This window comes from Vibrio ostreicida (assembly GCF_013074385.2).
GTDB lineage: Bacteria > Pseudomonadota > Gammaproteobacteria > Enterobacterales > Vibrionaceae > Vibrio > Vibrio ostreicida.
The window spans coordinates 11,770-36,185 of the sequence record NZ_JABEYA020000001.1 but is presented as its reverse complement, the minus strand read 5'-3'; the positions used below and the strand labels follow the sequence as shown (position 1 = coordinate 36,185).

The following is a 24,416-nucleotide window of genomic DNA, read 5'->3' as shown; positions in this document are numbered from 1 at the left end:
GAACGTAATAGCAGAATACAACGTCAACATTCCCAGTTTAAAGGGATTAAAGCCCCACTTTAGCCAATTCTTTAATCGCTATCTCATGCGAAATGGGCACATAGCCCTCTTGTTCAACCAAGGCCTGCCCCTGTTGAGAATAAATAAACCGTATGAACTCTTTTTCTAACATCGTCAGTGGCATTTGGGGATGTTTATTGACGTATAAATAGAGATACCTCGATAGAGGGTACTTACCTGTCAGAATATTTTCCTGCGTGGCTGGGACATAATCCTTCCCGAACTCTGCAATGGGCAACAATTTAACACCAGAGACTTGATACCCCACACCAGAATACCCAATAGTATTAACCGCAGAAGCCACCGACTGGACCACTGATGCCGACCCCGGTTGCTCATTAACGTGACTTTTAAAGTCACCGCCACAAAGGGCGTTACTTTTAAAATCACCGTAAGTGCCAGAGACAGAGTTTCGACCAAATAGCTGCACACGACGCTTTGCCCAGTGATAGTCGACTCCAAGCTCTTTCCAAGTCGATATAGATCGAGCTGAGCCACAACGTAAGGTCACCGAATAAAGGCTATCAAGCTGAGAAAAATTGAGCCCCACAACGGGGTTATCACGATGCACAAATACCCCTATCGCATCAATCGCAATTCTAAGCTCGGTTGGTGGATAACCGTGCTCTCGTGTAAACGCTTCCCGCTCTCGATTACGCATTGGGCGACTCATTGGCCCAAATTGAGCGGTGCCCTCGGTAAGAGCAGGCGGTGCAGTTGAAGATCCAGAGGCCTGAACCTGTCCATTAACACTGGGGTAAAGCTGCTTAAAAGCCTCTACCCACAAAGTTGTGATGCCTGATAGCGTATCAGAGCCAACACTCGTCATGCTACCGCTAACACCTGATAGCTTATGATAGTAAGCGAGTTCCGTTGCCGAAGCATTCACACAAAAGCTAAGAAAAACAAACCTCAATACAATAGTAAGCACTAACTTTATCAATGGACAACCAGCCTTGCAGGAAGCACAAATGAGAATTTACTGCCCACCCCAAGTTCTGAATGAATATTTAGATGGGAATCATGATGGGTCAGTGCGTGTTTAACGATCGCTAATCCCAAGCCACTTCCACCTGTATCCCGAGAACGCGCCTTATCGACGCGGTAAAAACGCTCGGTTAAACGATGCAGGTGCTGAGGCTCAATACCCTCTCCACCATCTTCGACTTCGAGGCAAGCTCCTTGCGAAACATGATACCAACGCACTCGAATATCGGCACCAGCGGGCGTATATTTGACCGCATTGTAGACAAGATTAGAAATTGCACTGCGCAGTTGATCTTCGTCGCCCAATACTTTCAGACCAGCGTCAATATCAAAGCTGAGTTTATGGCCGAGCTCTCCGCTTAAGCTGATGGCTTCTTTTTCGAGTACATCCAACATCGCCGGAACATTCACGATCTCTTCAAGCTCGTGCATTGGGGCCGCCTCTATCTTAGATAAGGTCAGAAGTTGATTAACTAAGCTGTTCATCCGGTTAAGCTGTTCCGTCATCACTCCATGGGCTTTTGACCACATTGGGCCCACGACCATATCTGGATCTTCCGTCATTTCAAGATAACCCTGAAGTACCGTCATCGGCGTACGGAGCTCATGGGAAACGTTGGCAAAAAAGTTGCGTCTCATGCCCTCAAGTTGTTTGAGTTGAGAGACGTCACGTACCACCATGAGATGCTCACCTTCGGTGTAAGGAACGATTCGAAGTTCAAGCATACGCTCCACATTCAGGGGCGACCGCATCTCCAGCGGTTCAGAAAAATCCTGTTTTTTGAGGTATTTAATAAAATCAGGTGTTCGGATCAAATTGGAGATGGGTTGCCCAGAATCATCAGGCCAGCGAAAACCCAACAAATGCTGAGCAAGCTTATTACACCAAACAATATTCCCTTCACTGCGAAACACAACAACTGCATCAGGCAAAGATTCGGCCCCATTGCGAAAGCGTCGAATAAGATTAGTGAGTTCTTTTCGCTTTTTGCGCTGGCGTTGCTGCAAACGGTACAGACCATTAAACAGTGATTCCCAATGACCGCTTCCTGAGGGCGGCGTGAGACGTTTCTCATCCCATAACCAAGCAGACAAGCGCATTTGATTGTGCAGGTGCCATCCAAGCTGCAATACCGTGGCGATCAACAGCAACCACGACATATTTCCAAAGATCCATCCGACAATCAGCCAAGGGGTGTAAAAAAAAGCCAGCTCCCAAGCTAGCTTTCTCCATGTTAATCGTTCTACCACGTACCTCTCCGAATTAGGTTATAACTACGCTTTGGTTGAGAAACGATAGCCAGCGCCTCGTACTGTTTGAATCAATTTGTCATGACCGGCGATCTCAAGCGCTTTGCGTAAACGACGAATATGCACATCAACGGTTCGGTCTTCGACATACACATTTGTACCCCAAACGTTATTCAGTAACTGCTCTCGGCTATAAACCCTTTCTTGATGTGTCATAAAAAAGTGCAACATCTTAAATTCAGTGGGGCCCATATCTAGCGGGTTATCATTCGCGGTCACACGGTGAGAGACGGGGTCTAATCTCAGCCCTTGCACATCAATGACATCTTCTAAAGCCGTTGGGGTAACTCGGCGAATAACGGCCTTGAGACGTGCCACTAGCTCTTTAGGAGAAAAAGGCTTGGTGATGTAATCATCCGCACCAACTTCAAGACCGCGAACTTTATCTTCTTCTTCACCTCGCGCGGTGAGCATCACGACAGGAATGTTTCGTGTAAGCTCCTCGCGTTTCATGTGTTTGATAAAATTGATGCCGCTGCCGCCGGGTAGCATCCAATCAAGTAAGACGAGATCCGGAAAGGGTTCAGCAAGCTTGGTTACCGCACTATCATAATCTTCAGCTTCGACAGCCTGATAACCTTTTTGCTCAAGAACAAAGCAAAGCATTTCACGAATAGGCGCTTCGTCTTCAACAACCAGAATCCTTCTAGACATAATTGAATAACCTTTGTTTAAGTTAGATTTAAACGCGTGCCGACACTCTCAAATGAGTCTCTTAGCCACTTGAATATGAGCATTATTACTAGCAATTATGACACTTTTGTGACCTTTGAAAACAAATTTTAATATAACGTTCATCCCATGATTAAGCTTTTGCAATAAGACAATCAGGATAAAAGCCTTTATGATTGGCAACCAAACTTCAGGTATAGAGAAAGGGTATGTGGTTTAAAAACTGTCTGGTTTATCGTTTTAATCGGGATATTGAGTTCAAAGCAGACGAGCTAGAAAAGCAGCTCGGAGAATTTCGCTTTACTCCTTGTGGCAGTCAGGACAAACAAAAATTTGGCTGGGTGACTGCGATGGGGAAACATGGTGACATGATGACCCATGTATCTGAAAACCGGATTCTTATCTGCGCAAAGAAAGAAGAGAAGATGCTCCCTGCTTCCGTCATTAAAGAATCATTGAATGCAAAAATTGATATGATGGAAGAACAAGAAGGCCGTCCTTTAAAAAAGAAAGAGAAAGACAGCCTCAAAGATGACATTGTTCTGGATCTACTACCTCGGGCCTTTAGCCGAAGCAATCTAACCTTCGTCCTGATCTTGCCTAAAGAAGGCTTTATTTTGGTCGATGCCAGTAGCTATAAAAAAGCCGAGGATGTGCTTGCCCTGTTGCGAAAAACCATAGGCAGCCTACCCGTGGTGCCTGCTATTCCAGAAAAAGCGGTGGAAACCACCCTCACTGAATGGGTTAAAAACGGTGAAACACCAGCTGGCCTACAGATGTTGGATGAAGCCGAACTTAAATCCGTTTTAGAAGAAGGGGGCATCATCCGCTGTAAGAAACAAGAGTTAACAGCCGATGAAATTCAAAGCCATATTAATGCCGACAAATTGGTAACAAAGCTTGCTCTTTGGTGGCAAGAACGTATTGAATTCATTTTGGCCGAAGACGGAAGTCTTAAGCGACTTAAATTCTCAGATGAGCTTAAAGATCAAAATGAAGACATTCCCCGCGAAGATCAAGCCGCTCGATTCGATGCCGATTTTTCTTTGATGTGTGGCGAATTTAGCGCTCTTTTACCCAATTTGTACGACTGCTTGGGCGGTTTACCCCACCCGAACGCCTAACCAATGTATTGATGCGTTCGCCTCCCTATGAGCGCATCAATTTCATCGTCTCTCCGATATCCCTGTCAGTAAGCTAAAAGTAACCAATGTATGTAAAACCCAGATTTTTGATATTTACTCTAATTCAGTAGTCACTGGTCACATTTTAGCGTAAAATTTTTGCCCCAAATTCCTGATAACGGAATTTGCCTGACTTGAGATCAGACTAAGAGAATGACACATGACAACTGAGAAAGCCTTCGTCCCTGAGTTACTGTCACCTGCCGGTAGCCTTAAGAACATGCGTTACGCGTTTGCGTACGGCGCAGATGCCGTATACGCAGGCCAGCCACGATACAGCCTCCGGGTACGTAACAACGAATTTAACCATGAGAACCTAAAAATAGGTATCGATGAGGCCCATGCCCAAGGCAAAAAACTTTATGTTGTCTGTAATATTCAGCCACACAACTCTAAGCTGAAAACCTTCATCCGAGATCTTACTCCCGTGGTCGAGATGGGTCCTGATGCCTTAATTATGTCAGATCCTGGCCTGATTATGATGGTTCGGGAAGCCTTTCCCGATATGCCGATTCATCTCTCAGTACAAGCCAATGCCGTCAATTGGGCAACCGTAAAATTCTGGGGGGCCAATGGTGTTGAGCGTGTCATTGTCTCTCGTGAACTTTCCTTAGAAGAAATCGAAGAAATCCGATATCACTGCCCGGAGACGGAGCTCGAAGTTTTCGTCCACGGGGCGCTATGCATGGCTTACTCTGGACGCTGTCTGTTGTCTGGCTACCTTAACAAGCGGGACCCTAATCAGGGGACATGCACCAATGCCTGTCGCTGGGAATACAACGTAGAAAAAGGCAAAGAGAACGAATCTGGCGATATTGTCGAAGCATTTGACCCCAACGAAGCTACAGCGGTTGACATTCAGAACGAACGCCCTGAAACGACCATAGGTCGTGGTAAGCCTACAGATGACGTTGTACTCCTTTCGGAAAGTCGCCGCCCTGAAGAGAAGATGGCGGCTTACGAAGATGAGCACGGTACTTATATCATGAACTCAAAAGATTTACGGGCAGTTCAACACGTAGAGCGATTGACTCAAATGGGCGTTCACTCATTAAAAATTGAGGGCCGAACAAAATCTTTCTACTATTGTGCCAGAACCGCACAGGTATATCGAAAAGCCATTGATGATGCAGTAATGGGCAAGCCATTTGACGAAAACTTAATGGGTACGCTGGAAAACTTAGCGCACCGAGGTTATACCGAAGGTTTTCTCCGTCGCCATACCCATGACTCTTATCAAAACTATGACGTCGGCTATTCTCTCTCTGACAAGCAGCAATTTGTTGGTGAATTTACCGGTAAACGTCGAGGTGATCTGGCTGAAGTTGAAGTCAAAAATAAGTTCATGGTAGGTGACAACCTTGAATTAATGACCCCCAAAGGAAACATCGTCTTTTCTTTAGAAGCGATGGAAAACCGAAAGGCGGAACGGATTAATGATGCGAAGGGAAGCGGCCATTTCGTGTTTGTTCCCATTCCACAAGATGTCAATTTGGAATATGGTTTATTAATGCGTAACCTAAACACAGGTCAAGATACCCGTAATTCAACCGGTCAATGATCTTTACTTTGGAACCATAAATGGCGCTGCTGATAACCGATAAATGCATCAACTGCGATATGTGCGAACCAGAGTGCCCAAACGGAGCAATTACACTGGGTGATCGTATCTTTGAAATTGATCCTGACCTTTGCACCGAGTGCAAAGGTCATTATGACCAACCGACTTGCCAGTCGGTTTGTCCCATTACTAAATGTATTATCACTGACCCAAACCATGTTGAATCTGACGCGGAATTATTGGAAAAATTTGTTGTGATTCAGGGGTTGGTATAAAACGGATCAAAAAACATAAAATCTTTTCAACACAAAGACTAGTACTCGTCACATAGCATCAGTTTCCATCCAAATAAACCAATGGCTTACACAAAAGAGGCATGACCTTCACGGCTTTCTTTTGGGCCGGCTTTTGGGCTTTTTGGGGTATGGCTGGTTTAGGTTGTGGTTTCCAACTCGACAATTCACTCCCACAGCCATCCCCCTCGGGAGGTCCCTTCTGGGGAAGACATTCGGGACTCCCCTCCGGGCACTTGAGCCTGACATGCATATGGTAGTGATGCCCCCACCAAGGACGAACTTTTCTTAACCAATCACGATTAGCCGCCCCTTCTTGACGACACAAGGTGTCTTTAACCACTGGATGAACAAAGATCCGAGCCACTTGACGGTCACTCGCCGCCATTTTAATCAGTTCAAAGTGCCTCTCTTGCCAATGATGTTTAATTAATCGATAGCGTTTCAAGTTCACCACACTCAAAGGCTCTGGGTGACTGATTTGATCAGCCGATAACCTCTCATCGGCCAATTTAAACCAAATATCAATATCCAGCCCTGTTTGGTGACTCGAATGCCCAGAAGAAAATCGTCCCCCCTGAGGTAAAGAAATATCACCAACCAAAAGATTCGTCTCGAGAGATTGTTGGGCACGCTGGGCAAGTCTCTCAATAAAGTCTACAGCTTTAGGATGACCAAAATAACGGCGATTCTGACTGCGAAGAACCTGATAGCCACTGCCTTGCAAGGGCAAGGTCGCCGCGCCCATTAAACAACCATTGGCATAACTGCCGACGGCCTGCGGTTGATGATTCGAAGGCGATGAAATTTGCTCCCAAGGGCTCGCCCCCAGAGACAATGGAGCCAACAACACGGTTAGCAGAGCCGTTTTCACTCTCCATCTTATCGCCTTGTTTTTCATCACATCTCCTCCTCGAAAATACCACCGACCTAGCGCAAGTATATTTCTCCATGACACTAAGCAAAGATTATTTTCTCATTGCTGCAACCTGCCCTATCCTAAACTTAGAGGAATGAAATGGATTCATTTCTCTTATGACACCCTAACCGGATTTCGTTCAGATATGGATAATATTCTTATGTCTTTTGTATCTTACTCACCCAACGCGCAGGGATGCCTAGCGACGATCAAACGCTGTAACACCTGTGCAACGATTGTTTGTCTTCAACTCTTGCGTTAGGAGCGCCCCTTTGATGAAAAAGACACTCTATTTTTCGGTCGCCATCTACGCGATGTGTTTCCCACTGGTAATTGCTGCCCAAGACTGCATTGGTGTTGTGCCTGCAGGCTCAGTCCATGATTTTTGGAAATCGGTCAAAGCAGGCAGCGAAAAAGCAGGACAGGAGTTAGACCTCAAAATTTATTTTCGAGGGCCTCACGATGAATCACAAATTGACGCGCAAAGACTGATTATAGATCAAGTGATGAATGAAGCGTGTATCGGACTTATGCTCGCCCCCAATACCCAAAAAAGAGCCGAGGATGTGGCTAAGTTAAAAGCGATGGGTATCCCAACCGTCTACTTTGACCGCGATACAGGATCGGCCGATGTCATCAGCGTCATTGCTACTGACAATTATCAATCCGGTGTTATCGCAGGAAAAGAAATGGCAAAAAAAATGAATCATAGGGGCAATGTTGCGCTGTTACGCATGAAAAAGGGCGTTATATCGACGGATGCAAGGGAGAAAGGCTTTATTGACGGAGCAACCGCTTCTGGTTTGAGCATAGTGCAAGATGCATATCTTGGCACTAGGGTTGGTGATGCCCGTCGCAATGCAGAAATTGCACTAAAAAATAATCTTTCTAGTATCAATGGCATTTTTACTCCTAATGAGTCAACAACATTAGGGGTCATAATGGCGCTAGAAACGATGACGCACTCTGACGGAATAATTCATATTGGCTTTGACTCCAACCCATCACTCGTCGATGCTTTGGACAAGGGGACGCTTTATGGTCTGATGGTTCAACAACCTTTTGAAATGGGCTACAAAGGTGTTTACACCCTCTATCGGGCTTCTTTAGGGCAGGCGTACCCAAGCCAAATCGCCACAGGGGTGCTCTTTGTCACTAAATCAAACATGGCAGACCCCAATATTTCCAGAGCGTTAACCATGGACTATGAATGATAATGATGCCCGTCACCCTACCTCGTAAAAGAAAAAACCGTTGAATATTCAACGGTTTTTATTTAAGAACGTCTATTTAAGGCATTTCATCCAGTTCTGCTCCCTCTTTCTCAATTTGAGGAGGCATCAAATGTTCTTTGGTAATACCTAGCTTAAGAGCCAGTGCTGAAGCCACATAGATCGAAGAGTAAGTACCTACGGTTATGCCCAACAACAATGCTGTTGCAAAACCATGAATCATGGCGCCGCCCTGAGCAAAAAGTGCAATAACAACGAACAAGGTGGTCCCAGACGTAATTAATGTCCGGCTCAACGTCTGAGTCACCGAACTGTTCATGATCTCAGCTGGCTCCCCTTTACGCATTTTTCGGAAGTTCTCACGGATACGGTCAAACACCACGATCGTATCATTGAGTGAGTAACCGACAACGGTCAGCAATGCTGCAACAATCGTCAGATCCACTTCAATTTGCATCAGCGAAAAAACGCCTAGGGTAATGATGACATCATGAACAAGGGCTAAAACGGCACCTGCGGCCAAACGCCATTCAAAACGCATGGAAACATAGAGTAAGATGCACAACAGCGATGCTATGATCGCCAGACCACCCGCTTCTGTCAGTTCATCACCAACGTTTGGACCAACAAACTCGATCCGACGCATTTCGACGTTGTCACCCGTCCCAGTTTGGATTGCCGCGAGAATCTGGTTACCCAATGTCTCGTTGGCGATACCTTCTCGAGGACGCAGGCGCACCATGACATCGCGAGCACTACCGAAGTTTTGAACGGTTGCGTCACCAAACCCTTTTGCATCAAGCGAGGCCCGAATTTCTTCAAGGTTTGCAGGCTGCTCAAAGCCCACCTCAATTAATGTGCCTCCGGTAAAATCCAACCCCCAATTTAACCATTTAGTCGACAACGTAAAGATCGATAATCCGATCAGAACGATGGACAGAATGAAGGCAAATTTGGACCAACGCATAAAGTCGATCATTTTATTTGCTTTTAGAATCTGAAACATAGTTATTCCTAGCCTTAGATCGACAATTTATTAACGCGTTTACCACCGTACAACAGGTTCACGACACATCGTGTTCCTATAATGGCAGTAAACATTGAAGTCAGGATGCCGATCGATAGGGTCACAGCAAAGCCTTTGATCGCTCCAGTTCCAACGGCGAACAATATAATCGCAGTGATCAGCGTGGTAATGTTCGCATCTGCGATCGTACTAAATGCATTAGCGTACCCTTGATGGATCGCCTGCTGAGGGTTACGCCCATCACGCAGCTCCTCACGAATCCGCTCAAAGATCAAGACATTGGCATCAACCGCCATACCGACAGTGAGAACAATACCGGCGATACCCGGCAACGTCATAGTCGCCCCCGGAATCATCGACATCACCCCTATAATGAGCACAAGGTTCACCATCAATGCCATGTTCGCGATGAAGCCAAATTTACGGTAGTAGAGCAATGTAAACAACATCACGGCAACCATACCCCAAATACATGCCATCACACCCATGTCGATATTCTGCTGACCCATAGATGGGCCAATAGTACGCTCTTCAACAATGGATATCGGTGCAATCAAAGCTCCCGCTCTTAAAAGAAGCGCCAGATTGTGTGCTTCAGCAGCAGAATCAATACCTGTGATCCGGAAATTGCGGCCCAACGCTGACTGAATCGTCGCCTGATTGATCACTTCTTCGTGCTTCGTCAGAATGACTTTCCCTTCTGACGTACGTCGACCACTGTCTTTGTACTCAGCAAAAACAGTCGCCATTAACTGACCAATGTTATTTTTTGAAAAGGCAGACATCTTATTGCCACCTTCGCTGTCAAGCGAGATGTTGACTTGAGGGCGGCCATATTCATCGGCACTTGAACTGGCATCTGTAATACTTGAACCACCGAGAATGATGCGCTTTTTAAGCACAACAGGACGGCCGTTGCGATCCGTTTTGATTTCACTGCCCGCTGGAGCTCGACCGCTTGCTGCGGCAGCAAGATCAGCTCTAGCGTTGACTTCACGAAATTCCAATGTCGCCGTCGCGCCTAGAATTTCTTTGGCACGAGCCGTATCCTGAACCCCTGGAAGCTCGACAACAATGCGACTGGCACCTTGACGTTGCACCAATGGCTCTGCCACGCCCAATTCATTGACACGGTTACGTAGAATCGTGATGTTTTGCTCGACGGCATAATTGCGAATTTCAGCAAGACGCTGCTCAGTAAACATCGCCGTCAGCTCAAAACGATCTCCTTGCTCCGAGTCGAAGAACGTCATATCTGGGTGATTTTGTTGTAGCAAGCGTTTCGCATCCGCTAATTGTTCAGCGTTACGAAGCAGGACTTCGACCTTGTTATCATCAAGTGGACGAATCGCTCGATAGCGAATTTTTTCTTCGCGTAGCTCACTGCGGAATGCTTCTTCCTGTTGACTGACAAGTTTTTCCATTGCCGCGTCCATATCCACTTCCATTAGGAAGTGAACGCCACCACGCAGATCAAGACCCAACTTCATTGGCGCGGCACCAATCGATTCAAGCCAGTTTGGGGTCGCAGGGGCGAGATTAAGCGCAACAATTGCGTCTTTACCGAGCGCTTCATTGATCACATCACGCGCACTTATTTGCGTGTCTGTATCGTTAAAACGAACAAGAATCGATCCATTCTCGAGAGCAATAGATTGATGGGGTAAGCTCTTTGCCTCAAGAACTTGAGTGACAGAATCCAGCGTTGACAGATCAACAGGGGCGCCACGCGCCCCTGTAATTTGAATGGCCGGATCTTCACCGTAAAGATTAGGAAGTGCGTACAAAGCAGCGATAGCGATGGTCAACACCACCATCAAATACTTCCATAACGGATAGCGGTTAAGCACAGCGAGGATCCTTCTGCTGTATTAGAGAGATTTCAGCGTACCTTTAGGTAACACTGCCGTAATAAAGTCTTTCTTGATGACGATTTCATTATTAGCGTTAAGCTCGATAGAAATGTAGTCACTTTCATCTGCTATCTTGGTGATTTTTCCAACTAAGCCACCACTGGTCAGCACTTCATCTCCCTTTGCCATTGACGACATTAGGCTCTTATGCTCTTTTACCCGCTTTGCTTGCGGTCGATAGATCATAAAGTAAAAAATTACAGCAAACATGCCTAGCATGATCAGCATTTCATAACCACCACCAGCTGGTGCACCTTCTGCGGCATAAGCTCGAGAAATAATCATTAAAACAATCCTCTATTCTTTTCTATTAATGTGTCAAGTTGGGCCATCGCCATTACGTTTCAAGAGAGAGACTAACGATTAGAGATCATTCTCTCAAAAAAGTAGCGTTTGCCAGATTTTTCAATATTGCCTTTGGCTAGAAAGCCAAAGACTTTGTAATGTAATCTTTACTGCTGATTCAACGGTGGTACATCACGATTCAGGCGAGCGTAGAACTCTTCAACAAACTCATCAAAGCGCTCTTCTTCAATAGCCTGACGAATACTCTCCATCAAACGCTGGTAATGACGCAGGTTATGGATCGTATTTAGGCGCGCACCCAGAATTTCGTTACAACGGTCTAAATGATGCAGGTATGACTTGGAATAATTTTCGCAAGTGTAGCAGTCACACTCAGGATCCAATGCTGTGGTGTCGGTTTTATGTTTCGCATTCCGGATCTTAATCACGCCATCGGTAACAAACAGGTGCCCATTACGAGCGTTACGCGTTGGCATGACACAGTCAAACATATCGATGCCTCGACGTACACCTTCCACTAAATCTTCCGGTTTGCCAACACCCATCAAGTAACGGGGTTTGTCTTCGGGTAGTTGCGGGCACGTATGCTCCAGAATACGGTGCATATCTTCTTTGGGCTCCCCAACCGCGAGCCCACCCACCGCATAGCCATCAAAACCTATGTCGGTCAGGCCTTTGACTGAACTATCACGAAGGTCTTCAAAAACACCGCCCTGAACAATACCAAATAGGCTATTCGGGTTATCCAGCTTGTCGAAATGGTCACGAGAACGCTGGGCCCAACGCAACGACATTTCCATCGATTTCTTCGCTTCAGCATGCGTGGCAGGATAAGGAGTACATTCATCAAAGATCATAACCACATCGGAACCCAGATCGTTTTGAATCTCCATCGATTTTTCGGCATCCATGAAAATTTTGTCACCATTTACCGGACTGCGAAAATGCACACCTTCTTCAGTGATTTTACGAATGTCACCTAAGCTAAAGACCTGAAAGCCACCTGAATCGGTTAGAATTGGCCCTTGCCAATTCATAAAGTCATGCAGATCACCATGTAACTTCATGATCTCCTGTCCAGGGCGAAGCCATAAGTGGAACGTGTTACCAAGGAGAATCTCAGCACCTGTCCCTCTCACTTCTTCTGGTGTCATGCCTTTGACTGTGCCGTAAGTCCCTACAGGCATAAACGCCGGCGTTTCTACCGTACCACGTTCAAAGGTCAGTTGACCACGACGAGCAACGCCATCTTTATTTTTTAAACTAAATGTTAACTTCACGAAGCCTCCAATTGTCAGAGAAACAGTCTGACGATACGTGACGAGCTGAATAGCTCTATGTGGAGTGGTTGCCTTTCCTTGCAAGAAACCAAGCTCTAGCTTGGTCCCCTAGCGTCATGCTAGCACTCGTAACTACTATCTTGTTTATTATGCCGTTTTCTTGTCGATGAACATAGAGTCACCATAGGAGAAGAAACGGTACTGATTGGCCACGGCATGCTGGTAAGCGGCCATCGTGTGCTCATACCCTGCAAACGCACTCACTAGCATAATCAGCGTCGATTCAGGGAGGTGGAAATTAGTAATCAAACAATCCACTAACTGATATTGGTAACCCGGATAAATGAAAATCTCTGTGTCACCAAAAAATGGAGCTAGCTCCGTTCCATTTTTTATTGCTTGCTGCGCGGCGCTTTCCAACGAGCGTACGGAAGTCGTTCCGACCGCGATAACACGACCACCACGTTCTTTTGTTTCCTTAATGGCATCAACCACCTCTAAAGGGACTTCGACATACTCTGCATGCATATGATGATCATTAATATTATCAACTTTTACGGGTTGAAATGTACCAGCCCCAACATGAAGTGTGACATAAGCGAGTTCAACACCTTTTGCTTTAATTGATTCGATCAACGGGTCATCAAAATGCAGACCCGCAGTGGGTGCTGCTACGGCTCCAGGTTTCTGGTTGTATACCGTTTGATAGCGCTCTTTATCTGACTCTTCATCTGGACGGTCTATATAGGGAGGTAAAGGCATGTGACCAATGTCTTCCAGAATCGCTAAAACCGTTTTATCTGAATCAAACTTGAGTTCAAATAATGCATCGTGACGCGCCACCATTTCAGCACGATATTGTTCGTTTTCACCGATGATGACTGTTGAGCCTGGTTTGGGTGATTTAGAACAGCGTACGTGAGCCAGAATACTTTTGTCATCCAGCATGCGTTCAACTAATACTTCTAGTTTACCGCCGGACTCTTTTCGACCAAACAACCGCGCGGGAATAACTCGGGTATTATTGAACACAACGAGATCGCCCGGCTGAACCAAATCAAGCACATCAATAAATGAGCCATCCTTAATGGCACCAGAATTGCCGTCCAACTTCAGGAGTCGGCTTGCAGTACGTGTCGGCTGGGGGTAGCGAGCAATGAGTTCATCAGGTAAGTCAAAGTGAAAATCGGATACTTGCATGATTCGGATCTTTTTTCGTGAGTAATGGCCAAGCTGATTGTCTTGCAAACAACGCTTTTTAGCAGCCGGATAGTATAGGCCGCCTAAGCGCAATAGCAAGACTTGAGCGATCAATTATTACAATCTGTCACCAAATACATGCTGCGATAACTGGAGCGGCCACCTCTAATAATTGATCGTCAATCATTCTTAATTTTTTGCCCATCGTTAAGAATAAAATCTATACCGCTCTCAAACTCACCGATGGAAAATAGCTATATTTAGAAGATGAACGCAGAGCCTAGGAGGACGCTATGATTAAAGTTGAAGATATGATGACACGCACCCCACATACCTTGTTGCGCTCCCATCAACTTGCCGATGCAAAGCACACGATGGAAGCGCTCGATATTCGACATATACCAATTGTTGATGATAACCATCAGTTACTTGGAGTCGTCTCGCAGCGTGACGTACTTGCTGCGCAAGAATCCTTTTTAAACTCAAATACAGAAACTCAATCTTTTACCCTTCATACACCGCTCTATCAAATCATGAAAACAGGCGTTATGACCGTCTCGCCACAGTCAGGTTTAAAAGAGAGTGCGATCTATATGCAGAAATATAAAGTCGGTTGTCTTCCGGTCGTTGAGAAGGGACAACTCGTCGGAATCATCACAGACAGCGATTTTGTGGCCATCGCCATCAATCTCCTCAAGTTACAGCTAGAAAATGAACCGCAAGAATTGGAGTTATAGTGACATTGATGGGTAAGATGACCAGCGTTCTAGAGTCAACGAACGCTGGTTGTTAGGCACTTAACCACTCAGCCTAGCCTAGATATGGGCCATGACTTGTGTCTTAAGCTCATCGACCGTTCGACCTGACATCGGTATGCCCTTAGAACTGAATATCCACTCACCTTGCTTAACGCTCAGTAAACCGATAAACACTCCGGTATGGCGACCTTGTTCTGACAAAGTAAAACGACATATTTCTTTAGAAGAACGGTCCATTACACGGCAAAATGCATTGTCCACTTTCTCGAAAGATTGGCCTGCATAACTGTTGACCGTAATCGCAAGATGGTGCACCGACTTGGGAAGTTTCGGCAACGAGATGCTAATTTGTTCATCATCCCCATCCCCATCACCGGTACGGTTATCGCCGCTATGTTTTATAGCACCACACTTTGACTTAAGTTGACCAAACCAAACGGTATCAACCTCTCGAAGCTTCTCATCAAGTAAAACACACGAAGCATCCAGATCGATCGAAGTTGCTCCAAATAAAGATGATAAAAATCCTGTGGGTTTTGCCATATCCCACCCAACCCCAACCGTGACTTTAGACAGTTGTTCAACTTCTTTCGTCAAAGAGATAGAAGAGTTTTTGGATAATTTAATCGCCATTGTTCAATCCCTTATTGATAGCCCGCAACAATGTCACCTAAAGCCAGTTGATAACCAGCGCCCACAGCATGGAATGACCATTCACTGCCGTTTCTGACCAAAGAACCGAATTGAACCGCACTCTCATTGGCAAACTCTTGACCCAAATAGTATTCCGCGATTAGGTTGCCAGTGAGTTCATTATAGAGGCGAATGTAACTCGTCGTTACCTTTGAAAAACCACGGTTGTCATTATGGATAGTGACAAAAATTGATAACTCAGTCGCATTTGGATCAATATTCGGTAGGTCGATATGAATGACTTCGTCATCGCCGTCACCCTCACCCGTTCGATTATCACCCTCATGGGTGACTGCGTTCTGAGGGCACTTTAGATTATTATAAAAAACAAAGTGATTATCTGAGATAAGCTTAGGTTGCTGTTGAGCATCATTACTACAAATAAAAATACTGCAATCAATATCAATCGGGGGTTCAGTGGCTAATAGATCCCAACCTAGGCCCAATTTCAATTTGGTCAGTTCCGGTTCCACTTTATTCAGGTTAATGGAGTTACCTTTCTCTAAATTAATCGCCATTATTCATTTCCTTTTTTATTTTTCAGCATGCTTGAAAGCTGTTGTCTCATGTTAACCATTTTCTCATCGGCGACCTGACGGTTGCGTGCCCCTTCTTGCTCAATAGCCACCACATCTTCAAGTGTCGAGATGAGTGTCTGTTGAACATGCTCTAGTGTTTCAATATCGATAGCCGAGCGCTGATTCGCTTGCGCTGTCTGCAAGGTGTTTTGTCTTAAGAGATCCGCATTCTTTCGAATTAAGTCGTTGGTGGCATCATCAATTTTTGAAGACAGCTCCAGCGATTTTTTCTGTTCAAGCATGGAAATAGCCAGCGTAAATTGCTTTTTCCAAGATGGAATGGTCAGTGTCTTTATATTATTAAACTTTTCAATCAAAGTAATATTATTGGTTTGAACCATACGAATCATTGGGGCTGTTTGTAACGCCAATAGCTGCAAACTTTTCAAATCATGCGTGCGTTTTTGAATACGATCATGGTTTGATTGTAAATCGCTTACCATTTGAGTTTTAAGAGGAGAACTCTGAATTTCAGGGTCAGATGAAAGTTCATCTATTTTATCTTTAACCAACAACCTTCTCGCTTCGCCGTACACTATTGATTGAGAGAGCGATTTGTATTGAAGGATGTTCTGATTAAATACAACATCAAGTTGTACCGATCTTTCTTGCAAACGATTTTGTTGGGAATCGACTTCTTTTACAACACGATCCAATTGAGTACTTACAGAATTAAATTGCGAAAGAATGGCCTCTTTGGTATTACGAAACTTTTGGACAATCTTACCAAAAAAACTTTCCTTTCCAACGAGGCTGGAGATATCCACACCTTTCGCCATTCCAATAACGGCATTTAGATTATCACCCATCTCCTCAAGATCTTTGGTACGAACATGTTTCAACATCGAATCGGAATACTCTCCGATTCTCTCTGCAGATGACTGGCCGAGTGTTGATATTCCATGGGCAGAAAATACATCGCTATCTTTTAGTTGTGTATAAATCTGTGAATAAACTTCTTGCGGGTCCAATGCAGCTTCGACTAACTCTTTCTTATACATGTCAATAGCGACATTCAGTTGTGTATCTAGGTGAGTTAGATCGAGCTGAGGTAATAGCTCACCATTTACCGGTGCAGTTTCAACCACTGTATTTGACATCGGCCTACTCGGGCTAAAGCTCGCTGGTTTAAAAGTCATTTATTGAAGTTCCTCTATATTTCGAATTAGGGTTTCTTGAATATCATTGAGCTCGTAGTACATAGTAGAATCATTAGATTCATCTTCAGCAATAATGCTCAAAAACTGTTGTTTCCATACTTGAATAATATTCACTTTTATCTCTTCAAGTCTTTCGAAACTAGTCACTAAGTTACTTGTGTATAAGTCCATTTGTGGAAAGGTTAACTCTATAGATTGCCCGAGAGCCCTAAGGTTATTCAACTTCCTTTCCCAGCGCTGTAATGATTCTTTATTTCCATCCCTAAATACTTCAGGTAAATCACTACTACCTTGGTTGTCTATTCCAGAGGGGCTTTGGATGGTCAACATCAAGGCAATAACACTTAGCCTCACCTCGCGCTGTAGGCTAGTTAACTCTTTGGACCATTTACGAAACTCATCTAAAGTGTTGTGTGTTTCACTTAAGTTATCAAATATCTTATTGATTCTGAGATCTATCCGGTCACTGGCGCTATCGAATTCAAACTTAACCTTTCGTATTTTTTGCTTTTTACTTCCCAGAAAGCTAGATATTTTTGTCGATATTTTATTTGGATTAAATATATCTATATCAATGCTTTTTGCTAAATCGATAATAGCTGTGCCTAATTGAAGAATTCGATCAACTTTACCAATTTTTGCGTAATCGGATAAAAACCCTTGGACATCTTGAAATCGCTTAGAAAGCTGGCTACCAAACTCAATTTGGCAAGAAGGGTCATCGAAATTGATTGAAGACTTAATGTTATTGATCATTAAGTATTCACCTTTAGAGAGAACGAATCCATTAAACTCTTTCTCGCAAACTGATTCCGCTATTTTCATCAGAGAGTCATCAACGTCGACGACATCGCTTTGAATCGATTTAATTTTATTACTAAATAAGACGGATGGTTTTCTCTCTATATTTTGGTAAGAGAGCACTTCTTCTGATGTCGTTGTACTTTCCAAGGGCTCTTCAATAACAGGGGGATTATTTTTTTGGCTGCTTGAAGAGGCAACACCAAAAAACTGCTTTACCTTTGGGGCCTCAGAAGAAGATTGGAGTGACGAAGGGGACTCATCTTCAAGATTCTGATTTGTATCCGATTTACTGGCCACTTTGTGATGAAAAGTCTTTATCATAAAATATTCTTCTTCACTAACAATCAATGTGTTCCATTCGATTGTTTATTATTTACAAAATAATGATTAAAATTTCTAATTATCACCAAATTCCAACCATAAAGGTTTAAATATTATATCAGTAGTAGTCAAAAGAGTTAGCTAAGCGCTTTGTCCTTTTTGCCCAATTTATGTGACACGCTGTTTCCATCATTTGCCCGCTCATTTTATAAATCGCAGGAGAGCTTTTAGCTAGGATTGATTCAGCTTGTTTTATGTAACCGCTCGAGTAATCATGAAAAAAACTTTCAATCACAGTAACTTGATCTGGGTGTATGGCCGTCTTACCGAAGAAACCAAAATTCAAGTCCATACGTAGCTCTTTTTCCAGAGTCACTCTGTCTTCCAAAAAGTCAAATACAGGCGCGGACAGTTCATACCCATAAGGCCTAAACGTGATAATCAGTTGTTCTATAATAATTCGCAAAGGTGTGTCGTATATAGTCTGCCTCGGCATGCGTTTAATTCCCAAAATATTAAACAAATCATTGCCACCGATCCTTAAGCATATAACACGGTCTTTAATCGAATTGAGATGGTCTCGAATCAATATCAAATTTTTCGGACACATTACTTCAGGAGATTCCAATGTCGGCATGACTTTAAACGGATGCGAAGAAGATATTAATACATCATGGTACTCATTTAATGTACTTAGATCATATTTTGGCAAGACAAAGCCATCAATCTTTTCAATTCCATCAAAGTCTAACATTTGCTTTAGTATTTTTGCATTTCTTGGCCGAATAAACCGCTTAAATTTTGAGTTATGTTCCAACGCTACTAACGCACTTCTAAGGTTCTCTAAACTAAAATTAAGTTGGTCATCAGATACCGCGTCTTCGGTACAAAAAACCATACTCTTCGAACCTAGTCCTTCTGACATAATTTGACTGAGTTTGTCGTGAGTACAAGGTGTATATAACGTTGCTCCGAGTGAAAAGTAGATGTTTTCTTGCATCATTCAGCACCTTTATTCATGGTTTTTATGATTGTGCATGCTTCAAATAAAAGTGTTTCGTCTTCAAAAATTGTAACATTTTTCTCCTTTGCTAATAGAATCAAATGTTGTACTTTAGAGCTATCTAAAGAACGCAATATTAATAGTGAAGGCACTCGTCGAAGCATCACTCTTGTTGATTCTGCAATGCCTGGCTTCATATAGTTGATGTCTGATATAGAATGCGCTTTCTTCATTTTTTCGACAAAGCATTGCATTTTTTCTTGGCGTACATTTTGGCTTTCTAGTAAAGTATTTTCATGCTCTGATTCTCTATTGAACTCACGGACAACCTGATCAATAAACCAGTTGGAATGATCATCATCAGCCAAATGATTATTGATCACACAACCATGAAACCTGCCGCTTTGTTTTGATTGCCAAACACTTCGTGAAATCAACCCAGAAACTGTAGAATTCAGCATGGATGAAGGAATAGGATAATCTTCATCAGTCGCACAAAAATCCGCGCAGCCACCGCAGTCCGAAATAACATAAAGATCGCGAGGAACCGCGGTATTATTCTTTAAGTTATAGCGATCAATAGATAATTTTAACTCGCGATTTATTACCCCCTTGGCCGTCCACCCATCGATAAATACGATCGAATGTGATGCGATGCTTTGGTTTTTTATTAGGTAATCTAACGCGTTGGTATCAATACCACGATCTCGGACAATACTAATACTGTAATGGCGAGCCTCTCGGTTGAGCGTTAATTCAAGTGCTTTTTTAAGTAGGACCCCAATTGGCGTACCCGCTCTAGCCAAAGATACGAGAACTATTTCTCCCGACCTATTTTTATCAATAATTTTAGCCAGAGTTAGGATATGTTCCGCTAGTTTTCGTTTGTATTTATCTGTAAAAGTAAAGAACAGTTCACTGTATTGAGCTGTTGGTCTACTTTCTCTACTGATCATATCAGAGTAATGGAGCTCCCCAGATTGAATCAACTTTTCCTTGTCTTCAATTTCGTAGTATGTGGGCTCAATGACGTCCAGTAAAAACTCACAATCATTTTTGTCATAACTACCAACAATGGTTTCTTTTAACTGATTCATTCTTGATTACCATGACACATTGTTAGATATCTGACTATTGGTCGGCATCAAAGCAAAATCCGCTTTCTTCATGAAAGGCAAGTCTGACAAACTATCCCCCAAACTTACCATCAGCGTATTTTTATCTAGAGAGTGTGATTTAATTAAGTACTCAACCGCTCTAGCTTTACTCGTATAAGGAGGCAGCAGTGCCATATTACGACCGTTAATATGTATTTTAAGCTGCATATCAACACTTGTCAGAAGGTCGCAAGCCTGATCGAACACTGAGTTATAGTCAGTATTTTCCTGACATTTTATACAGATATAGCAGTCTACATCGCCTTCAGAGACGACATAACTCGCCGCTGCCAGACCGGCACTTTCAATGAGTTGATTAATACGATGATTTAAGTCATTCAATAATACCGACCAACAAGGCAAGGAAAATTCATCACGCTGATGTTTCATCCATCCACTATCAATATTTCCATCGACATCAATGATCAATGCACCATGTGAGACGACTTTCCAAGAGTTGAACAAGGCCGTGATGTTTACCCGGTTTAGTGTGTCGAGACTTCGGCCTGTTACAGGAATAATATTGCTGTTTGATTTGGAAAAAATATTTAATAGCGCCTTCTGCTTTGGTGATACAAATGAACGCGGATTACCGTCAATATCCAGTGCTGCCACATCAAGTGCTGTGCCCTGAGGGTGTTTTTTTTCCGTAGCGATCAAACAGTCGTCAATATCTGTAAACAATGTCGTTTTCATGAAGGTGCTACCAGTAAATTTTTCAGTGGATATAACTTGGCAAACTGATGGATTTCTCTTTTCGATTCATCCTCTATTAAATGCACGGCAGCCCGATCTTGATCATCAAAGTTGTAAATGTAATGTTCAATACTGCGTTCATCTATTTGAAAAGCGCGTTTAGTTTCAATCGCATCCCCTAACATAATGGGGGAACGTGATGTTGACTGAAACACAACATCTCCGCCTTGCTGTTCTGCAAGCTCTGCCATTAGAAAGGGCAGATACAAATGCTCTCCATCACCGACAACCGCAATAGGTTTGGAAATATCAAGTCTAGGTATGTGACCTCGAAAGGGCATTTCAATTGCAAAACGACCTAAATCATTTCTGGCGTTATTTTTCGATAAGCCTTTATCTACATTGTCTGGCAACTTAAGGTCTAGGCCAGACTCCGCATCAAATTCAAAGCTACCTTCGAGAAGTGACACAAATTTCACTGGGATTGACCAATGATCAAATTGATGTTTACTCGTTTCATCGAGCCAGTTAACGAGTGAGATAATCACGACTTCTTTTAGATGGGGAAGTTTAGCGATTAATCTATCACCAAGCAGTTTGAGAGTCCGGCCTGTAGAAATTTCATCGTCGACAAGTACCAAGCGCTGACAAGAGGTAATCTGGGCAAGTAATTCAGCCTGCGGCTGATAGAAAATATGATCGACCGCATGGCTATGCGCTTCATCTAACGTAAACCATATCGGATCTGGGGTATCACTTCTTGTCGTGTGCTGGTAAAACACGGACGCTGATTGTTTAATGGCCAAGCTATCCGCTACGCCCGCTCCCAGACCTGTTGCTGTTTCAGCCATACCAACAACAAATGTTGAGCAATCTTGGCGAAGTGATTCTATGAGCATGTCGTAACTTGCTCTCATTGCTTTCGGCTTAACAGGTAAGTGCTTACCAAGCACTTTCGACACAAAGAGAAAACCTCTTTTCGGATTTTCTCTTGAGGCAAACGATAGTAGATCTTCTAATGAAACGGTTTGCTGCTTCACTGATATATCCAACGTCCCATTTCTTATTTTGAATTTCATCGCTATTCACTACAATTTAATTTAACAGGTCTACGATGACTGACAGACAGAAGAAGTCATTACCGCTGAATGGCTGTTTATAAATACATTAGTCCTTTAAATGAGCCATTCTGTAAAATACAGAATCAGGGTGGTTTTCATCGCCAAATCTTGTTACTTCAGCAGGTCATTCATCATAAAGATCTTCATGTAAGAGACTTTTCTAAGTTCTAGAAATGGCTTTTGCCAATCATTTATGCTCAATAGGAAACTAAACTATGTGCCGCTCCTATTGATATATTTGCATTTCTTTAAACTCTAAACATCGCTCGATGTGATGATTTTTGACTCTGCTGTGCAATCTTAGCGAGGTCAATAGGTTAACGGTATTCGATTAATGCAATACAGTTAAAACTACCACTCATTTAGTTAAAATAACTAGTGAAGGCCTCTAAAACACCTACGTTTTACCTAAAGAGAAAGGTAAAACTTCATAACCGTATAAGTCTAGAATTGAATTTAAAGTCAACGTTGGAAAGCAGGTAACATTTTTATTTCTCACCAAGGAGTGAAATGCAATTTCACATGTCTAGCGGTTATTAACAATCAGTATTTAGGTCTGGAAGAATGGTGTTATGACGTAAAGGGGTGAAATAACGGATGTGGGGTGGTGGCCTATTTTCTAACGAAATCGCAATTAAGTGGATAATTGAAATAGAGAGGCTGACGTTCATCACCCACTCTATTCCCCAGCTATGTCAATGCATTAATCTAGGTGTTGGTTGTTCAAACACCCTATTCATACAACCTATCCTGCCTAGAACTGGTCCTCTTCCGTTGAACCCGTCAGAGCCGTGACAGATGAATTCCCCCCTTGAATGGTGTTGGTCATCTTGTCGAAGTAGCCAGTACCCACTTCTTGCTGGTGTGCTACGAAGGTGTAGCCTTTCTCTGCGGCTTGGAACTCTGGGCGCTGTACTTTTTCAACGTAGTGGCGCATACCTTCACCTTGTGCATAGTCGTGCGCAAGTTCGAACATGTTGAACCACATATTGTGAATGCCCGCTAGTGTAATGAACTGGTATTTGTAGCCCATGTCGGACAGCTCTTGCTGGAATTTAGCAATGGTTTCTGCATCCAAGTTCTTCTCCCAGTTGAATGAAGGAGAACAGTTGTACGCGAGTAGCTGGTCTGGGTATTCCGCGTGAATCGCTTCAGCGAACTTACGAGCCTCTTCAAGACAAGGAGTCGCGGTTTCACACCAAATAAGGTCAGCATAAGGCGCATAAGCCAGACCTCTCGCAATCGCTTGATCTATTCCAGCCCGAACGCGATAGAAGCCTTCCTGAGTACGCTCCCCCAGAACAAAATCTTTGTCATAAGGGTCACAGTCAGAAGTTAAGAGGTCCGCAGCATTGGCATCTGTGCGAGCAATCACCAAAGTCGTCGTATCGGCAACATCCGCAGCCAATCTTGCTGCCACCAGCTTCTGTACTGCTTCTTGAGTGGGCACCAACACTTTGCCCCCCATATGACCACACTTTTTAACCGAAGCGAGTTGATCTTCAAAATGAACCCCTGACGCGCCAGCCTCAATCATCGATTTCATCAACTCGTAAGCATTGAGAACGCCACCAAAACCTGCCTCTGCATCCGCAACAATAGGCAGAAAGTAATCAATGCCCGTTTCATCTTGAGGGGATTGACCACTAGACCACTGAATTTGATCGGCACGACGAAATGAATTATTGATCCGCTTGACTACAGAAGGCACTGAATCCACCGGATAAAGTGATTGATCTGGGTACATAGTCGACGCCGTGTTGTTGTCTGCAGCGACCTGCCATCCAGAAAGATAGACCGCTTCAATGCCTGCTTTCGCTTGCTGTACCGCCTGTCCCCCCGTCAATGCACCGAGACAGTTAACGTAACCTTTCTTAGCGTTACCGTTGACCAAAGACCACAGTTTGTCAGCACCACGCTGTGCAATCGTATTAACGGGCACCATAGAGCCGCGCAGTTCAACCACCTCTTCAGCAGTGTAAGGACGCTTTACATTTCTCCAGCGTGGGTTTGTTGCCCAGTCTTTTTCTAGAGCTTCAATTTGTTGGCGGCGAGTTAAATCAGTCATCGGTTTGTCCTTCTTTTGATGAGCGCATCGATTAGATACCAATACGAGCGCAGTTATTTCTCATTTCAAAGCGGTACATCCATATCCGCCTCAGAATGTTCACGTTACTGGT

At 43.8% G+C, this 24,416-nt stretch carries 23 protein-coding genes; 5 read left to right on the top strand and 18 right to left on the bottom strand.

All coding sequences use genetic code 11. The features are described 5' to 3' along the window. Positions 1–46: 46 nt before the first annotated feature. Genes HLM86_RS00165 through phoB form a run of 3 tightly spaced genes read right to left on the bottom strand, consistent with a single transcriptional unit; the run spans position 47 to position 3,012 of the window. Entirely contained in the window at positions 47–1,003 is a 957-nt protein-coding gene (locus tag HLM86_RS00165; RefSeq protein ID WP_217702052.1) for a PstS family phosphate ABC transporter substrate-binding protein, read from the bottom strand. After that, positions 1,000–2,298 carry a phosphate regulon sensor histidine kinase PhoR gene (phoR, locus tag HLM86_RS00160; protein WP_076585849.1) on the bottom strand — a complete coding sequence of 433 codons (1,299 nt, stop codon included), beginning with the start codon at positions 2,296–2,298 and terminating at the stop codon, positions 1,000–1,002. Before phoR ends, HLM86_RS00165 begins: the two co-directional genes overlap by 4 nt. Positions 2,299–2,322: 24 nt before the next feature. Continuing rightward, on the bottom strand, positions 2,323–3,012 hold the full coding sequence (gene phoB / locus HLM86_RS00155; RefSeq protein WP_076585851.1) for a phosphate regulon transcriptional regulator PhoB: 690 nt from the start codon (positions 3,010–3,012) through the stop codon (positions 2,323–2,325). Positions 3,013–3,239: 227 nt separating this feature from the next. On the opposite strand from phoB, the gene rdgC reads away from it, so the two are divergent. The 3 genes from rdgC (at position 3,240) to HLM86_RS00140 (ending at position 6,050) form a co-directional block, all read left to right on the top strand. Further along, the gene (rdgC, locus tag HLM86_RS00150) at positions 3,240–4,154 is read left to right on the top strand and encodes a recombination-associated protein RdgC (protein ID WP_076585853.1); all 915 of its coding nucleotides are present in this window, start codon (positions 3,240–3,242) and stop codon (positions 4,152–4,154) included. Positions 4,155–4,374: 220 nt separating this feature from the next. After that, on the top strand, positions 4,375–5,775 hold the full coding sequence (trhP, locus tag HLM86_RS00145) for a prephenate-dependent tRNA uridine(34) hydroxylase TrhP (protein WP_076585855.1): 1,401 nt from the start codon (positions 4,375–4,377) through the stop codon (positions 5,773–5,775). Between the two features lie 20 nt (positions 5,776–5,795). After that, positions 5,796–6,050, top strand: coding sequence for a YfhL family 4Fe-4S dicluster ferredoxin (locus HLM86_RS00140; RefSeq protein ID WP_076585857.1), 255 nt, complete (start codon positions 5,796–5,798; stop codon positions 6,048–6,050). Between the two features lie 58 nt (positions 6,051–6,108). Here the strand turns inward: HLM86_RS00140 and mepA are convergent, their stop codons facing one another. After that, complete coding sequence (gene mepA / locus HLM86_RS00135) at positions 6,109–6,969, bottom strand: penicillin-insensitive murein endopeptidase (protein ID WP_170882245.1); 861 nt, start codon at positions 6,967–6,969, stop codon at positions 6,109–6,111. A gap of 293 nt (positions 6,970–7,262) precedes the next feature. Between mepA and HLM86_RS00130 the strand changes: the two genes are divergently transcribed. Beyond that, complete coding sequence (locus tag HLM86_RS00130) at positions 7,263–8,201, top strand: ABC transporter substrate-binding protein (protein ID WP_076585861.1); 939 nt, start codon at positions 7,263–7,265, stop codon at positions 8,199–8,201. 76 nt (positions 8,202–8,277) lie between these two features. Here the strand turns inward: HLM86_RS00130 and secF are convergent, their stop codons facing one another. The 5 genes from secF to queA all read right to left on the bottom strand — a co-directional run bounded on the left by secF (position 8,278) and on the right by queA (position 13,945). Then, the gene (gene secF / locus HLM86_RS00125; RefSeq protein ID WP_076585863.1) at positions 8,278–9,225 is read right to left on the bottom strand and encodes a protein translocase subunit SecF; all 948 of its coding nucleotides are present in this window, start codon (positions 9,223–9,225) and stop codon (positions 8,278–8,280) included. Between the two features lie 14 nt (positions 9,226–9,239). Then, positions 9,240–11,096 carry a protein translocase subunit SecD gene (gene secD / locus HLM86_RS00120; protein ID WP_076585865.1) on the bottom strand — a complete coding sequence of 619 codons (1,857 nt, stop codon included), beginning with the start codon at positions 11,094–11,096 and terminating at the stop codon, positions 9,240–9,242. Positions 11,097–11,117: 21 nt separating this feature from the next. After that, positions 11,118–11,444 (bottom strand): preprotein translocase subunit YajC, encoded by a 327-nt coding sequence (yajC, locus tag HLM86_RS00115; protein ID WP_076585867.1) that lies wholly within the window; start codon positions 11,442–11,444, stop codon positions 11,118–11,120. A gap of 167 nt (positions 11,445–11,611) precedes the next feature. Continuing rightward, complete coding sequence (gene tgt / locus HLM86_RS00110; protein WP_076585869.1) at positions 11,612–12,745, bottom strand: tRNA guanosine(34) transglycosylase Tgt; 1,134 nt, start codon at positions 12,743–12,745, stop codon at positions 11,612–11,614. Between the two features lie 147 nt (positions 12,746–12,892). Beyond that, complete coding sequence (gene queA / locus HLM86_RS00105; RefSeq protein WP_076586001.1) at positions 12,893–13,945, bottom strand: tRNA preQ1(34) S-adenosylmethionine ribosyltransferase-isomerase QueA; 1,053 nt, start codon at positions 13,943–13,945, stop codon at positions 12,893–12,895. A gap of 293 nt (positions 13,946–14,238) precedes the next feature. Between queA and HLM86_RS00100 the strand changes: the two genes are divergently transcribed. Then, positions 14,239–14,682 carry a CBS domain-containing protein gene (locus HLM86_RS00100; RefSeq protein ID WP_170882214.1) on the top strand — a complete coding sequence of 148 codons (444 nt, stop codon included), beginning with the start codon at positions 14,239–14,241 and terminating at the stop codon, positions 14,680–14,682. Between the two features lie 78 nt (positions 14,683–14,760). On the opposite strand, the gene HLM86_RS00095 is transcribed toward HLM86_RS00100, so the two are convergent. The 9 genes from HLM86_RS00095 to aceA all read right to left on the bottom strand — a co-directional run bounded on the left by HLM86_RS00095 (position 14,761) and on the right by aceA (position 24,304). Beyond that, the gene (locus tag HLM86_RS00095; protein ID WP_076585873.1) at positions 14,761–15,336 is read right to left on the bottom strand and encodes a TerD family protein; all 576 of its coding nucleotides are present in this window, start codon (positions 15,334–15,336) and stop codon (positions 14,761–14,763) included. 11 nt (positions 15,337–15,347) lie between these two features. Next, positions 15,348–15,914: a TerD family protein gene (locus HLM86_RS00090; RefSeq protein ID WP_076585875.1), complete on the bottom strand. Its 567-nt coding sequence runs from the start codon at positions 15,912–15,914 to the stop codon at positions 15,348–15,350. Continuing rightward, complete coding sequence (locus HLM86_RS00085) at positions 15,914–17,074, bottom strand: toxic anion resistance protein (RefSeq protein WP_170882215.1); 1,161 nt, start codon at positions 17,072–17,074, stop codon at positions 15,914–15,916. Before HLM86_RS00085 ends, HLM86_RS00090 begins: the two co-directional genes overlap by 1 nt. A 39-nt stretch (positions 17,075–17,113) precedes the next feature. Further along, positions 17,114–18,259, bottom strand: a complete 1,146-nt coding sequence (locus tag HLM86_RS00080; RefSeq protein ID WP_170882216.1) for a hypothetical protein — start codon at positions 18,257–18,259, stop codon at positions 17,114–17,116. 118 nt (positions 18,260–18,377) lie between these two features. Beyond that, positions 18,378–19,262, bottom strand: coding sequence for an HpcH/HpaI aldolase/citrate lyase family protein (locus HLM86_RS00075; RefSeq protein ID WP_076585881.1), 885 nt, complete (start codon positions 19,260–19,262; stop codon positions 18,378–18,380). Further along, on the bottom strand, positions 19,259–20,359 hold the full coding sequence (locus HLM86_RS00070) for a cysteine protease StiP family protein (protein WP_170882218.1): 1,101 nt from the start codon (positions 20,357–20,359) through the stop codon (positions 19,259–19,261). The genes HLM86_RS00075 and HLM86_RS00070 overlap by 4 nt, the downstream gene beginning before the upstream one ends. 6 nt (positions 20,360–20,365) lie before the next feature. Next, the gene (locus HLM86_RS00065; RefSeq protein WP_076585884.1) at positions 20,366–21,115 is read right to left on the bottom strand and encodes an HAD family hydrolase; all 750 of its coding nucleotides are present in this window, start codon (positions 21,113–21,115) and stop codon (positions 20,366–20,368) included. Continuing rightward, positions 21,112–22,194, bottom strand: a complete 1,083-nt coding sequence (locus HLM86_RS00060) for a phosphoribosyltransferase domain-containing protein (RefSeq protein WP_076585886.1) — start codon at positions 22,192–22,194, stop codon at positions 21,112–21,114. The genes HLM86_RS00065 and HLM86_RS00060 overlap by 4 nt, the downstream gene beginning before the upstream one ends. A gap of 796 nt (positions 22,195–22,990) precedes the next feature. Then, positions 22,991–24,304: an isocitrate lyase gene (aceA, locus tag HLM86_RS00055; protein WP_170882219.1), complete on the bottom strand. Its 1,314-nt coding sequence runs from the start codon at positions 24,302–24,304 to the stop codon at positions 22,991–22,993. Positions 24,305–24,416: the final 112 nt, after the last annotated feature.